Origin of the sequence: Corynebacterium hylobatis, assembly GCF_003955685.1 — a bacterium.
GTDB classification, from domain to species: domain Bacteria; phylum Actinomycetota; class Actinomycetes; order Mycobacteriales; family Mycobacteriaceae; genus Corynebacterium; species Corynebacterium hylobatis.
The window spans coordinates 1-12,241 of sequence record NZ_RXHJ01000004.1; the positions used below are offsets into that span (position 1 = coordinate 1).

Annotated in this window: 11 protein-coding genes; 1 reads left to right on the forward strand and 10 read right to left on the reverse strand. The window is 67.5% G+C overall.

Annotated elements, in window-relative coordinates:
• Window positions 1-116 precede the first annotated feature (116 nt).
• The 5 genes from EAH68_RS03285 to EAH68_RS03305 all read right to left on the reverse strand — a co-directional run bounded on the left by EAH68_RS03285 (window position 117) and on the right by EAH68_RS03305 (window position 4,732).
• Window positions 117-1,316, reverse strand: a complete 1,200-nt coding sequence (locus EAH68_RS03285; protein WP_126120051.1) for a glycoside hydrolase family 76 protein — start codon at window positions 1,314-1,316, stop codon at window positions 117-119.
• Window positions 1,317-1,394: 78 nt separating this feature from the next.
• On the reverse strand, window positions 1,395-2,048 hold the full coding sequence (locus EAH68_RS03290; RefSeq protein WP_126119906.1) for a TrmH family RNA methyltransferase: 654 nt from the start codon (window positions 2,046-2,048) through the stop codon (window positions 1,395-1,397).
• The gene (gene pyrE / locus EAH68_RS03295; protein WP_126119907.1) at window positions 2,029-2,583 is read right to left on the reverse strand and encodes an orotate phosphoribosyltransferase; all 555 of its coding nucleotides are present in this window, start codon (window positions 2,581-2,583) and stop codon (window positions 2,029-2,031) included. The genes EAH68_RS03290 and pyrE overlap by 20 nt, the downstream gene beginning before the upstream one ends.
• A gap of 77 nt (window positions 2,584-2,660) precedes the next feature.
• Window positions 2,661-3,821 carry a TtfA family protein gene (locus EAH68_RS03300; protein ID WP_126119908.1) on the reverse strand — a complete coding sequence of 387 codons (1,161 nt, stop codon included), beginning with the start codon at window positions 3,819-3,821 and terminating at the stop codon, window positions 2,661-2,663.
• Window positions 3,822-3,892: 71 nt separating this feature from the next.
• Complete coding sequence (locus tag EAH68_RS03305; protein WP_126119909.1) at window positions 3,893-4,732, reverse strand: sulfurtransferase; 840 nt, start codon at window positions 4,730-4,732, stop codon at window positions 3,893-3,895.
• Window positions 4,733-4,813: 81 nt separating this feature from the next.
• Here EAH68_RS03305 and EAH68_RS03310 point away from each other — a divergent pair, with 81 nt between their 5' ends.
• The gene (locus EAH68_RS03310) at window positions 4,814-6,136 is read left to right on the forward strand and encodes an MFS transporter (RefSeq protein WP_277600454.1); all 1,323 of its coding nucleotides are present in this window, start codon (window positions 4,814-4,816) and stop codon (window positions 6,134-6,136) included.
• Between the two features lie 15 nt (window positions 6,137-6,151).
• Here EAH68_RS03310 and EAH68_RS03315 read toward each other — a convergent pair whose 3' ends face one another.
• From EAH68_RS03315 to EAH68_RS03335, 5 genes are all read right to left on the reverse strand, one after another.
• Complete coding sequence (locus EAH68_RS03315; protein WP_164546382.1) at window positions 6,152-6,544, reverse strand: DUF4265 domain-containing protein; 393 nt, start codon at window positions 6,542-6,544, stop codon at window positions 6,152-6,154.
• Window positions 6,545-6,554: 10 nt separating this feature from the next.
• Entirely contained in the window at window positions 6,555-7,730 is a 1,176-nt protein-coding gene (locus EAH68_RS03320; protein ID WP_126119912.1) for a glucose-1-phosphate adenylyltransferase family protein, read from the reverse strand.
• A gap of 52 nt (window positions 7,731-7,782) precedes the next feature.
• Window positions 7,783-8,070, reverse strand: coding sequence for a DUF7218 family protein (locus EAH68_RS03325; RefSeq protein WP_126119913.1), 288 nt, complete (start codon window positions 8,068-8,070; stop codon window positions 7,783-7,785).
• A gap of 69 nt (window positions 8,071-8,139) precedes the next feature.
• Window positions 8,140-10,701: an ATP-dependent chaperone ClpB gene (gene clpB, locus EAH68_RS03330; RefSeq protein WP_126119914.1), complete on the reverse strand. Its 2,562-nt coding sequence runs from the start codon at window positions 10,699-10,701 to the stop codon at window positions 8,140-8,142.
• 143 nt (window positions 10,702-10,844) lie between these two features.
• Window positions 10,845-12,194: a sodium/glutamate symporter gene (locus tag EAH68_RS03335; protein ID WP_126119915.1), complete on the reverse strand. Its 1,350-nt coding sequence runs from the start codon at window positions 12,192-12,194 to the stop codon at window positions 10,845-10,847.
• Window positions 12,195-12,241 lie beyond the last annotated feature (47 nt).

Here is a 12,241-nt window from a genome sequence, read left to right on the forward strand (position 1 = left end):
ACCGGCCGATTGTGCTTTCAGGTCCGGTGTCCGCACCCCAGTATGCCCGCCCGTGACACGTTCCGCTCGCGCCCACGCCTGTAATCCCGGTCGCACTCCCCCCGAACCGGGCAGGATCAGGGTTTAGGGTTGTCCGTTTCGGCGATGACGCGGGCCGCAGCCTCCAGCAGCATCCAGCCGGAGAGCTGGACGGACAGGTCGCGTTCGTCGATACGCAGGACCCCCAGGGCCTCCGGGAGGGTGGAGGGAGCCAGCCCGTAGTTGTGGGGCAGGCGGGCATCCGCCGTCCAGTCAGTGGCGAAGACCGGCAGGCCGTCAACCTCCAGGCGACGGTTCCACACGGATTCCGCGGAGACCAGCACGAGGCGGGCGGCGATCTTCTTGGCGGCCCGGTTCGCCGGACTGTCCGAGGGCAGGCGTACCGCGACGTCCGCGAGGTAGCGGGCGAGAATCCCCTTGAACAGACCGCCATCGCCGTCACCGGTCTGCCAGTCGATGACCCCGGCGGGGGTGGCCATGTGCACGGCCACGGCCTGCACGAGGGAACGCACGCGGGTGATGTAGGGCATCGCCTCGTCGATCGCCTCGGCATCCGCCACCCCGGCAATGCGGTCGGCGTGGTCGAAACCCGCCTCCCGGCGCAGAGCCAGGGCGATCTCCAGGTTCGCACCCAGGACCACCCCCTGACAATAGGGGTGCACGTCGCGGACCAGCTCAGGACCGTGCATCCGCATGCGCATGCCGTCCATCACCAGACCCTCATCATCAATGAGGTGGTCATGGATCCACTCCATGATGGTGCGGGCCGTGTCGAGCCGCCCGGTGCGGGCCATCATGATCGCTGCCGGACCGTTGGAGGGGACGTTGTAGAACATCTCCCCCGTACGCCACGGCAGGACACCAGTCAGGGAATCGATACCCTCGATGAGATCCTTCTCCAGGGCGGTGACGGCCTTAGGCATGGGCACCTCCGGCAGGGAACCGGCACGGCGCAGCGCCAGTGCCAGCCACGCCTTGTCGTCGTAGTAGCGGTTGCCGGTCAAGGGGCCGAGGTTGCGGGCCTGGATGCCGTTGACGGTGTAACGGATGAACTTCCGGCGGGCCCGGGTGGGGCGGCGCACCGCCGCATCGACCAGACAGTCCAGGTAGTGGGCCTGCCACCAGTAGTGCCAGTGGTGGAAGAGACCTTCTTTGCTTGTCGGTGGCCAGCTGACCACCGCGAGGTTGGTCCGTGGCATCCCCCACACGCGCCGGGCGTGGCGCTCATTGATGGCGGATTCCGCCAGGTCGGCGCGGTGCGCCCAGGTTTCCTGCACGTTAGTCTCGTCGCTCCCGAGGGTCATGATGTTACAGTTTCTTCATCACACTATGATAACGATTTCTCGGGAGTCGCGTCACCAGGCGTTTCCGAGTTCCCCGTGCTGACGGACCCAGGCATGCATGGCGATCCCTGCGGCGACCCCCGCGTTGATGGAGCGGGTGGAGCCGAACTGCGCGATCGAGCACGTCATCAGCGCACCCTCGGCGGCCTCCGGGGTGATACCCGGCCCCTCCTGGCCGAACAGCAGGAGACATTCCCGCGGCAGGGTGGCCGTCTCCAGCGGGATCGAGCCGGGGGTGTTGTCGATGGCCACCACCGTCAGGTCATTGCGGATCGCCCAGACCAGCAGGGAATGGACATCCGGATGGTGCATGAGGTGCTGGTAGCGGTCGGTGACCATCGCACCGCGCCGGTTCCACCGCCGGCGTCCGACGATGTGGACCGTGTCCACCGCGAAGGCGTTGGCGGTGCGCACGACGGTGCCGATGTTGGCGTCGTTCTCGAAGTTCTCGATCGCCACGTGTAGCGGATGCCGCCGCTTATCGATGTCCGCCACGATCGCCTCGCGCGTCCAGTAACGGTAGGCGTCCACGACGTTGCGGCGGTCACCGTGCTCGAGCAGCTCCGGGTCATAGCGTTCGCCGGTGGGCCACTCCCCTTCCCAGGGGCCGACCCCGTGCCTGCCCTCACCCCACTCAGTGGGACCCTTAAGCGAGTCCAAGATCATCCAGGCCCAGCAGGTGGCGGTACTCCAGACCCTCCGCGCGGATGACCTCATCGGCCCCGGTCGCCCGGTCGACGACGGTCGCCACACCGACGACCTCCGCGCCGATCTCACGCAGCGCGGCGACAGCGGTCAGCGGGGAGTTCCCGGTGGTCGTGGTGTCCTCCACCACGAGCACCTTCTTCCCCACCACATCCGGACCCTCCACGCGGCGCTGCATGCCGTGTTTCTTGGTCTCCTTGCGCACAACGAAGGAGTCGACGGGGCGGCCTCCGGCGTGCATGACGGCGGTGGCCACCGGATCCGCGCCCAGGGTCAGGCCACCGACGGACACGAAATCCCAGTCTGCGGTGAGCTCGCGCAGGAGCTCACCGATCAGGCGGGAGGCCCGGTTGTGCAGGGTCGCCCGACGCAGGTCGACGTAGTAGTCGGCTTCCTTGCCGGAGGACAGGGTCACTCTGCCGTGGACCACGGCAAGTTCCTTGACCAGCTCAGCCAGTTCGGCGAGCTTCTCCTGGTTGACGGCGGGGTTCGTCATGACGCGGGGTCCTCCTGGGGCCGAAGAAGAATATCTGTTGTCAACCAGCATAGATTCACGGCCCACCCGGGGGTCGATCAGGCCTTCGGCCCGTCCCCGAATATCGAGGGACCACGGCGCAGATCCCGAGGCATCTGCACGCCCCGGGGATGGTCGCGGTGTGAGCCGTCCGCGATCGGGGCGACTTCGTCTGCTCCCACGGTGGATGGTTCCACCACACCCCGGGCGACCGGCAGCCGCCGACTGGGCATGTCGAGCGGTTCCTCCGGGCGCTGCACGAGGGGCCGTTCCCCGACTTCCGCCCCACCTGCGACCAGTTCCAGCACCCCGAAGCCGGGCTTGGGTGGATCGGCCATCTGGCGGGTGGGGTCCATGCCGTCCAGCTGGAGGACATGCGTCGCGGTGGTGCGCGGGGGCAGTGCGCGGGCAGCATCGGCGAGCAGGGCGAGCGGGGCGAGCATCTGCTCCCAGTCCCCGGAGTGGGAGCCACGCCCGGTCTGGGCAAGGACCCAGTCCGATTCCAGCCACACGGCGGTGACAATCGCCGGCAGCTGTCCGAAGGCCGTGGTCACCCGCTCATCCACCAGTCGCTCCGCCACACCCGTGTCCGTGGCCAGCACCCGGAAATCCTCCAACGTGAACGCCTCGATGAGGTCCGGAGAGGACTCCTGCTCGGGTGTGCCCACCCGGCGCGCGTCAATGACCACGTCCGAGGCCGCACCCCGGCGCACCGCCATGACGTTCACCCCACCCAGGTCCATGAGCACCATCTCGTGGCCGAAAGCCTGTCCGCTGACGATGTCCTTCGCGGCCGCGCCGCTGGCGGCGGCCCCGCGGGACCATTCGTCGTTGAGCCAGTCGTCGGAACGGGAGAACTCGAAGCCCTTGTCCTCGGCCCAGGAACGGCGCTCCCGGCGCAGGGAGCCGGGCAGGGTCAACCCGGTGCGCCGCTCCGGTACAGCCGTCGGGACAGGGGGTGGCGGGGCGGGGGCTTCGGGCTCAGTGGTCTCCTCCCCCGTCGATTCCGGTTCCACGACTGCTACGGGTTCCGGCTCAGCCACAGGCTCACGCATCGGCTCCGGCTCCACTGCCGCGTTCACGGGAGCCTCCTCCGGGAAGGTCTCCGTCGCGGGCGCAGGTTCGGACCGGTCCGCGGTCCGCTGACGGGCGTCGAGACGCCACAGCAGAGCCGCCGCACCGGCGGCGAGTGCAGCGAGAGCAAAGGCAATGATGGACATCACCCTCGACAATAGTGCGCAGGAGTCCCTCCGCGGGGATGATGCACGTTCATCGGTTCGCCGCAGATCCGCTAGAGGCCGCGCTCAACCGGGTTGGCGGGGTCAGCGGACCACTGGGACCAGCCGCAGACATAATGCGCGGCGACACCCAGCCCGGCATGGTCCATGGCGGCCAGCAACAGGGCGGAATGGTTGCCGGAGCCGGAGTAGACGATGGCCCCCTCAGCGGAGGTGATGCCGTGGCCCGCGAAGATCTCCCGGACCTCCTCCCGAGGGCGGATCAGCTGGTCCTCATCGTAGAACTCGTCCGCGGGGATGTTCACCGCACCCGGGATGTGCCCCGCCTTGAGGTCCAGGATCTCGCGCTGACCGGCGAAGCGGCGGGGCTCGCGCGCGTCGATGAGCAGCCCACCTGCGGCCGCATGCTCACGCACATCGTCCATGTCAGCGACCGGCAGCGCCCCGGCCTTCACGGTGCCGCCGTTGGGTGTGACGAAGTTGCCCGGACCGCCGACGATCGGCAGGTTACGGCGGTCCCAGGCGCGCAGACCGCCGTCCAGGACCTGCACATCACTCAGTCCCGCCCAGCGCAGCATCCACCACGCCCGGGCGGCCATGAGCCCACGACCCTCGTCGTAGACCACGACCCGACTGTGGTCGCTCAGACCCCAGCGCCGGAACCAGTCCTGCAGCTGGTGTGGTTCGGGCATGGGGTTGCGTCCCTGGCCGGAACCGGGAACACCTGCCAGGGCGGAGGCCGGGTCGCAGAACAGGGCGGTCGGCACATGCTCAGACTTGAATCGACGGTAGCCCGCCCCCTCCTGCGGTGCCCAGAAAGCCCCGAGAACGGTCTGTCGACGGGCATGGTAGATGTCGTCGCGCAGGTCCTGTGCAGTCACAAAAGTGCTCATACCCCGGGAGTGTAGAGGGGGTTCTGCTCGACCGCAGAATCCACATATGATATTCCTGTGCGGCCATTCCACCATGTGCTGGTGAACACCCTGCTCGCGAACGTCACTACGAGCTTCCTCTGGTTCTGCCTCGCCTTCTGGATCTACCTGGAGACCCGTAACGTCGGCCTGACCGGCGTGATCAACGGCCTGTACATGGCTCTGCTGGCGGTCGGTTCGGTTTTCTTCGGCTCCGTCGTCGACCATCACCGCAAGAAGACGGTCATGGTCTTCGCCGCGACCACCACGCTGGTGTTCTTCACCCTCGCCGCGCTCGTGTGGATCCTGTGGGTCGATCCGGGACAGGTGCGTGCCGACGACCCCGCCATCATCGCCTTCGCCACCCTCGTCCTGGTCGGCGCCGTGGTCGAGCAGATGCGCAACATTGCCCTGTCCACGACGGTGACGCTGCTGGTGCCTGAGGCCGGGAGGGACCGGGCCAACGGTCTGGTCGGCATGGTGCAGGGCATCGCCTTCTTCATCACCTCGGTGTTCTCCGGGCTGTCGATCGGCTACCTGGGCATGGAGACCTCCCTGTGGATCGCCCTGGGGCTGACGGTCCTGGCCCTGGTCCACCTGCTGCCCATCCGGATCCGGGAGATGAACATCGTCACCGCCGCCGATCCGGACGGTGTGGGGGACGTGACCACCGCCGGTCTCGATCTGCGCGGATCCTGGGTGGCCATCCGGATTGTGCCGGGATTGCTGGCGTTGATCCTGTTCTCCTCCTTCAACAACCTCATGGGTGGGGTCTACACCGCGCTCATGGACCCCTACGGCCTGGAGATGTACGGCCCGCAGCTGTGGGGCGTGGTCCTGGCGGTGACCTCCGCCGGATTCATCCTCGGCGGGCTGGCGGTGTCGAAGGTCGGTCTGGGAAAGAACCCGGTACGGACCCTGCTCCTGGTCAACCTCGTGGCCGCCCTTGTCGGCGGGATATTCACGTTGCGGGAATGGTGGTGGATCTTCGCCCTGGGCATGCTCGTCTTCATGTCGATCACGCCCGCCGCCGAGGCCGCCGAGCAGACGATCCTGCAGCGGGTGGTGCCCTTCCTCCAGCAGGGCCGGGTCTTCGGCCTGGCGATCGCAGTGGAGATGGCCGCCAACCCGGTGTCGGGGATCATCGTGGCGGTGGTGGCGCAGTCCTATGTCATCCCGTGGATGACCACCCCTTCCGGTCGTGGCACGTTCGGCTGGCTGCTCGGCGAGGGCAGTACCCGCGGGATGGCGCTGATGGTGGTGGCCGCCAGTCTGGTGATGCTGGTGGTGGTCATCCTCGCCTTCTTCTCCCGCCCCTACCGCCGGCTCTCGGAGTATTACGCGAACACGAGCCAGGACGTGGCGGGCCAGGCCGCGCAGAGCTGAGAGCCGGCCGACTACTCAAGGTGCGATCTGCACGACGCCCTGCTCCGCCAGGTCGGCCAGGTAGGCCCGGATCCCCTCCCCCGGTGCGTCCGGGGGCAGATTGAGGACCAGCAGATCGGGCAGCGGATGTTCCAGACGGCAACCCATGGCCGCCAGACGCCGGCGGAGGGCGGGGAGGAAGGGGGTGTCGACAAGTAGGCGCAGGGTGGTGTTGCCGCCGGGCACGACCACGCGGTCGATATGGAGGCGGCCGCCGACGGTGACGCAGGAGACGATGTCACCGAGTGCGAGCCCCTCGGCCACGACCGGGATGGAGTGCAGGACATAATGCCCGCCACCCAGCGGATCAGCGGCGAGTTCCTCAGAGTCGACACCCGGCAGTGCCACCGGTGCGATGAGAATGACCATGTCGGGTGCGCTACGGGGTGAGCGCGTCACCCTGGTCGGTGGATGAGCCATCGCCCAGGACGGTGATGTTGCCGGGGCCCGGTTTCGTCCGGCCGACGCGCCCGGTGGGGATGGTGGCCCCGTGGTCGGCGATGACGGACTCCAGGTGTGCTCCGGCCGGGACGACGGTATCGCCGATGAGCACCGAGCGCGACACTTTCGCCCCCTTCTCCACCGTGACCCCGGGGCCGATGAGGCTGTGCTCGACCTCGCCGGCGATGCGGGCCCCGGGGCAGACCATGCTGTCGGTGACGGAGGCGCCCGCCTCGATGCGGGCCGGATAGCTGACGGCCAGATTGCCCAGCACCGGCCAGTCAGGGTGGTCGAGCCGGATACCGGTGCCCTCGATGAGCTCCATGTGCGCCCGGAAATAGGCGTCGATGGTGCCCAGATCCCGCCAGTACCCGTCCATCCGGTACTCGTGCGTTCGGCCCTGGGCCACCAGGTGCGGGACGATCGTCTCACCGTAGTCCCCCAACCGGGAACCGTCGGCGCCCGGGTCGTCGCCGAGGAGCTCGTCGATGGCCCGGCCCAGCGCCTCGAAACGGTAGATGAAGACCTCGGTGGCGACAACCTGACCGGCCGGTTCCTGCGGTTTGTAGTCGTAGGAGGTGACCACCCCCTGCCCGTCCGAGCTGACCACACCGTAACGGGAGGGGTCCTCGTCGATCTCCGTGGTGACGATCGTCAGGTCGCTGCCGCGTTCCCGGTGCTGCGCCAGTGCGGGGCGGAGATCCAGCTGGTAGAGATGGTCGGCGCTGAGCACCACGACGGTGTCCGCCCCGAACTCCGCCAACGCATCCAGCTGCTGGAACAGCGCATGGCCGTTGCCCTCGGAGAAGCCGTCCCTGTCATTGCCGTCCCGCTCCCCGGGCGGCAGGATCCGCAGTCCCCGGCGGGTGCCGTCCATGTCCCACGGTCGGCCGCCGGCCAGATGCCGGTTGAGCAGACCCGGACGGTACTGCTCGACGATCCACACGTCACGCAGGCCCGAGTGGGCCAGGTTGGAGAGTGTGACGTCGATGAGCCGGTAGGAACCAGCCAACGGTACCGCCGGTTTCGGGCGGGAGTCGGTCAGCGGGGACAGTCGGCTGCCGCGCCCACCCGCAAGGATGAGGGCGACCACGGTGGGGGCATCGTCGTTCATGAGGACATGGTACGGCGGTTCACCCGTCGCCTGCGGAGCGGTGCGGACGCGCTCAGTGCTCCCGCAACGCCGTGATCAGCTCATCCTTCTTCATCGAGGAACGGCCCGCAATGTCCAGCTCGGCGGCCCGCTTCCGTAGTTTGTCGACGGTCCAGTCCTCGTAGCTGCCGGCCCGGCCGCCCTTCTCGCCCACCTCCTCCCGGGAGGTGTTCGCCGCAGCGTTGGCGATGCGGGCGGCCTTCTCCTTGCTTGCACCGTCCTCCCGCAGGGATTCGTAGAGCTCGCCGTCCTTGACCGACGGTCCGCCCGGGGTTTTCTCGGGGTTCTTGTCCTGTGCCATGACACCGAGGGTAGTGGCGGAACGACGAAGTGCGCGGCCGTGTGAGGACCGCGCACTTCAGCAGCGCTTTTAGCGGGCCCGGCCGACCTCCAGAGCCTCACCGCCGTCGGCGACATCGACGTGGACGGTGTCGCCGTCCCGGATGTCACCGGCGAGCAGCTCCTTCGCCAGCCGGTCACCGATCGCCTGCTGGATGAGGCGACGCAGCGGCCGGGCGCCGTAGGCCGGGTCGTAGCCGCGGTCCGCGAGCCAGGACTTCGCCGCATCGGAGACATCCAGACTCAGGCGGCGGCCCGCCAGGCGGGCGGCCAGCTGGTCGATCTGGATGTCCACGATGTGGGTCAGCTGCTCCCGGGACAGCGGGTCGAAGATGACCACGTCATCGAGACGGTTGATGAACTCCGGCTTGAAGGTCCGCTTCACGGCCTCCATCATCTGCTCGCGGGTACCGCCGGCGCCCAGGTTCGAGGTGAGGATGAGGATCGTGTTGCGGAAGTCCACCGTGCGGCCCTGACCGTCGGTGAGACGGCCCTCGTCGAGCACCTGCAGCAGCACATCGAAGACATCCGGGTGCGCCTTCTCCACCTCGTCGAAGAGCACGACGGTGTAGGGGCGGCGGCGGACCGCCTCAGTGAGCTGACCGCCGGCGTCGTAGCCGACGTAACCCGGAGGGGCACCGACGAGACGGGCGACGGAGTGCTTCTCGCCGTACTCGGACATGTCGATGCGCACCATGGCGCGCTCATCGTCGAAGAGGAACTCCGCCAACGTCTTCGCCAGCTCCGTCTTGCCCACACCGGTGGGGCCGAGGAAGAGGAAGGAACCGGTCGGACGGTCCGGGTCAGCGACGCCGGCGCGGGCACGGCGGGTCGCGTCCGAGACCGCCTGCACCGCCTCGTGCTGGCCCACCACCCGGTTGCCCAGGACCTTCTCCATGGCCAGCAGCTTCTCGGTCTCACCGGCGAGCATCTTGCCCGCCGGAATACCCGTCCAGGCGGAGACGACCTCGGCGATGGTGTCGGGGGTGACCTCCTCGCTGAGCATGGCGTTGTTGGCCCCCTCGGCGACCTCGGCCTCGGCAGCCTCGACCTCCTTCTCCAGCTCCGGGATCCGGCCGTAACGCAGCTCGGCCACACGGCCGTAGTCGCCGTCACGCTCGGCGATCTCGGATTCCTGGCGCAGCTTCTCCAGCTCCTCCTTGGCACCGCGGACCTTGTCGATGGAGGACTTCTCGTTCATCCACCGGGCCTTGAGCTCCCCGAGCTTCTCGCGCTCGTCGGCGAGCTCGGAGCGCAGCTTCTCCAGACGGTCCCGGGAGGCGGCGTCGGTCTCCTTCTCCAGGGCAACCTCCTCGATCTCGAGGCGGCGGACGATGCGCTCCAGCTCGTCGATCTCCTGCGGAGAGGAGTCGATCTCCATGCGCAGCCGGGAGGCGGCCTCATCGACCAGGTCAATGGCCTTGTCCGGGAGGAAACGGTTGGTGATGTAGCGGTCCGACAGGGTCGCGGCGGCCACCAGCGCGGAGTCCTGGATGCGCACGCCGTGGTGGACCTCGTAGCGCTCCTTGAGTCCGCGGAGGATACCCACGGCATCCTCGACGGAGGGTTCGCCGACGTAGACCTGCTGGAAACGGCGCTCCAGGGCGGCATCCTTCTCGATGTACTTGCGGTACTCATCCAGGGTGGTGGCACCGACCAGGCGCAGCTCACCACGGGCGAGCATCGGCTTGATCATGTTGCCCGCATCCATGGCGGACTCGCCGGAGGCGCCGGCGCCGACGATGGTGTGCAGCTCGTCGATGAAGGTGACGATCTGACCGTTGGAGTTCTTGATCTCGTCCAGGACGGCCTTGAGCCGCTCCTCGAACTCACCCCGGTACTTCGCACCCGCGACCATCGAACCCAGGTCCAGCGAGACCAGGGACTTGCCCTTGAGGGACTCCGGTACATCCCCGGCCACCATCCGGCGGGCCAGCCCCTCCACGATGGCGGTCTTGCCCACGCCGGGCTCACCGATGAGCACCGGGTTGTTCTTGGTGCGGCGCGAGAGCACCTGCACGACGCGGCGGATCTCCGAGTCCCGACCGATGACCGGGTCGATCTTGCCTTCCCGCGCGCGGGCGGTGAGATCGGTGGAGTACTTCGCCAGGGCCTGGAACTGGCCCTCCGGGTCCTGGGTGGTCACCTTGGTGGAACCGCGCACGGAGGGGAACGCCCCCTTGATGGCGTCGTAGGTGGCGCCGCGACCGGTCAACAGTTTCGCGGCATCGGAGTCCCCGCGGGCAATACCCGCCATGAGCACCTCGGTGGAGACATACTCGTCACCGAGCTCACCGGCCAGTTCCTGGGCGGCGGTCAGGGAGTTGAGTGCGTCCCGGTTGAAATTGGGGTTGGCCAGGTTGGCCCCGGCGGCCTTCGGGTAACCGTCGACCAGTTCCCGCGCCTCACGGGCGACGGTCTCCGGATCAACACCGGTCGCCTTGAGCACCGGCGCGGCGATGCCGTCCTGCTGTTCCAGGATGGCGGCCAGCAGGTGCGCCGGGCGGATGTCCGGGTTGCCGTTGGCGGAGGCCTGCTGCAGTGCAGCCTGCAGCGCCTCCTGGGTCTTGGTGGTGGGATTGAACGAGCTCACGCCACGTTTCCTTTCTCTTTTTATTCGTCAACTACCAGTAGTAACGCCTCAAGAGTTGAGTCTGTTCCACTCAAGGGAAAAATATTTGAGTCAGGCGCGCTCAAGTTTAGTCCGTGCAGCGGGACCCCGGCAGTCCCCCGACGTCAGCTGTCCGCGGCGGCGGCCGCCTTCCGCTGTCGGCCCGGCGTCCTCTTCATGACGATCGGCACCACCAGCACGGCCACCGCAATGAGCAGCGACAGCCAGCCGAAACCGGCCGTCAGTCCCACCAGGACCGCGATGGGGGCGAGGATCGTCATACCGATCTCGAAGGGGGCGAAACCGACGTAGGCGACGCCGTACTCGTTGAGAGTGCCGGACTTGAGCTTCGGGTCGACGATCTTGAGCAGTGCGATGCCCGTGGCGACGGCCGCGGTGGCCCAACCCCAGGAGAAGATGCCGCGCTCGAGCCACTTCTCGCCGAAAAATTCCGGGGAGAGGAAGAAGAAGACCAGTACGCAGTAGACGATGCCCAGCACGAAGAGGATGAGGAGAGGAATCCAGTAGTCCGCGATCGCGGCCGGGACGATGGAGGCCACACCGAAGGCGATGAGGTAGTCGGTGGCCGCACCGGACATGGAGCTGACGGTGGGCTTGTCCAGGAGGTCCTTCCGTCCGAGCGCCCCAAGCAGGATGCGGCCGAGCAGGCCGATCACGAAGGCCATGGCGAAGAGCGGGATGGAGACGCTGGGGAAGAGGTCGTTGATGAATCCGTTGACCAGGTAGGCGATGAGCACCGTCAGCAGCACGAAGCCCAGATGGAGGGCGAGCGGCTCGATCGCGGAAGGGTTGGTCGTGGCCCTGCCGATGGAGGGACGGGCCTTGAGGTCATCGATGTACCCCGAACGCAGGTCCCAGGGCAGCTTCTTCGGCATGGTCGATGTGCGCCCGGTGCGGATGCCCCAGCTGGTGAAGATGAGTCCGCCGACGATGGCGGCGAGCGTGCCCACCGTGGCGGACATGAATCCCAGGGAACTGGCCGCCACCGCTCCCGCACCCTCCAGGGAGCTTCCCACCGCGGCGGCGGTGCCGAAGCCACCGACGAAGCCGACGGGCAGCATCATGCCGAACCAGTCCTCCGTGCCGAAGACCGGCTGGAAGAAATAGACGCCGAGGAGGATGAACAGTCCCCACTGCCCCATGAACATGCCGGTCGAATAGGACCACATGTTCTTGGCGCCGGTGCGCACCGAGGAGGTCAGGTCCATCGAATAGGCCATGGAGGCGAAGACGAAGGCGATGAGGATCGAGGTGTAGGAGCCGATCTGATCGGAGAAGTTGATCCAGCCCAGGACCTGCGGCCCGAAGATGAGGCCGAGGAGCCCGGCCGTGATCGAGGCGGGGATGAGCAGTCGCTGGAACAGGCCGACCTTCCGCCGGAGCAGGTTTCCGATGATCATGAGCAGGGAGATCCAGCCCACGTCAACGAGCAGACTGTAAGGGGTGTAGTCCACGGCGTTATCCATTTCTTTCCGGCGCGGACCAGCCGGTGGACGGGTGG

Excerpts from the sequence above, each read along its gene's own strand:
- EAH68_RS03290 (WP_126119906.1), bottom strand. The coding sequence starts at position 2,048 with ATGATCTTGGACTCGCTTAAGGGTCCCACTGAGTGGGGTGAGGGCAGG.
- pyrE (WP_126119907.1), bottom strand. The coding sequence starts at position 2,583 with ATGACGAACCCCGCCGTCAACCAGGAGAAGCTCGCCGAACTGGCTGAG.
- EAH68_RS03300 (WP_126119908.1), bottom strand. The coding sequence starts at position 3,821 with ATGTCCATCATTGCCTTTGCTCTCGCTGCACTCGCCGCCGGTGCGGCG.
- EAH68_RS03305 (WP_126119909.1), bottom strand. The coding sequence starts at position 4,732 with ATGAGCACTTTTGTGACTGCACAGGACCTGCGCGACGACATCTACCAT.
- EAH68_RS03315 (WP_164546382.1), bottom strand. The coding sequence starts at position 6,544 with ATGGTCATTCTCATCGCACCGGTGGCACTGCCGGGTGTCGACTCTGAG.
- EAH68_RS03320 (WP_126119912.1), bottom strand. The coding sequence starts at position 7,730 with ATGAACGACGATGCCCCCACCGTGGTCGCCCTCATCCTTGCGGGTGGG.
- EAH68_RS03325 (WP_126119913.1), bottom strand. The coding sequence starts at position 8,070 with ATGGCACAGGACAAGAACCCCGAGAAAACCCCGGGCGGACCGTCGGTC.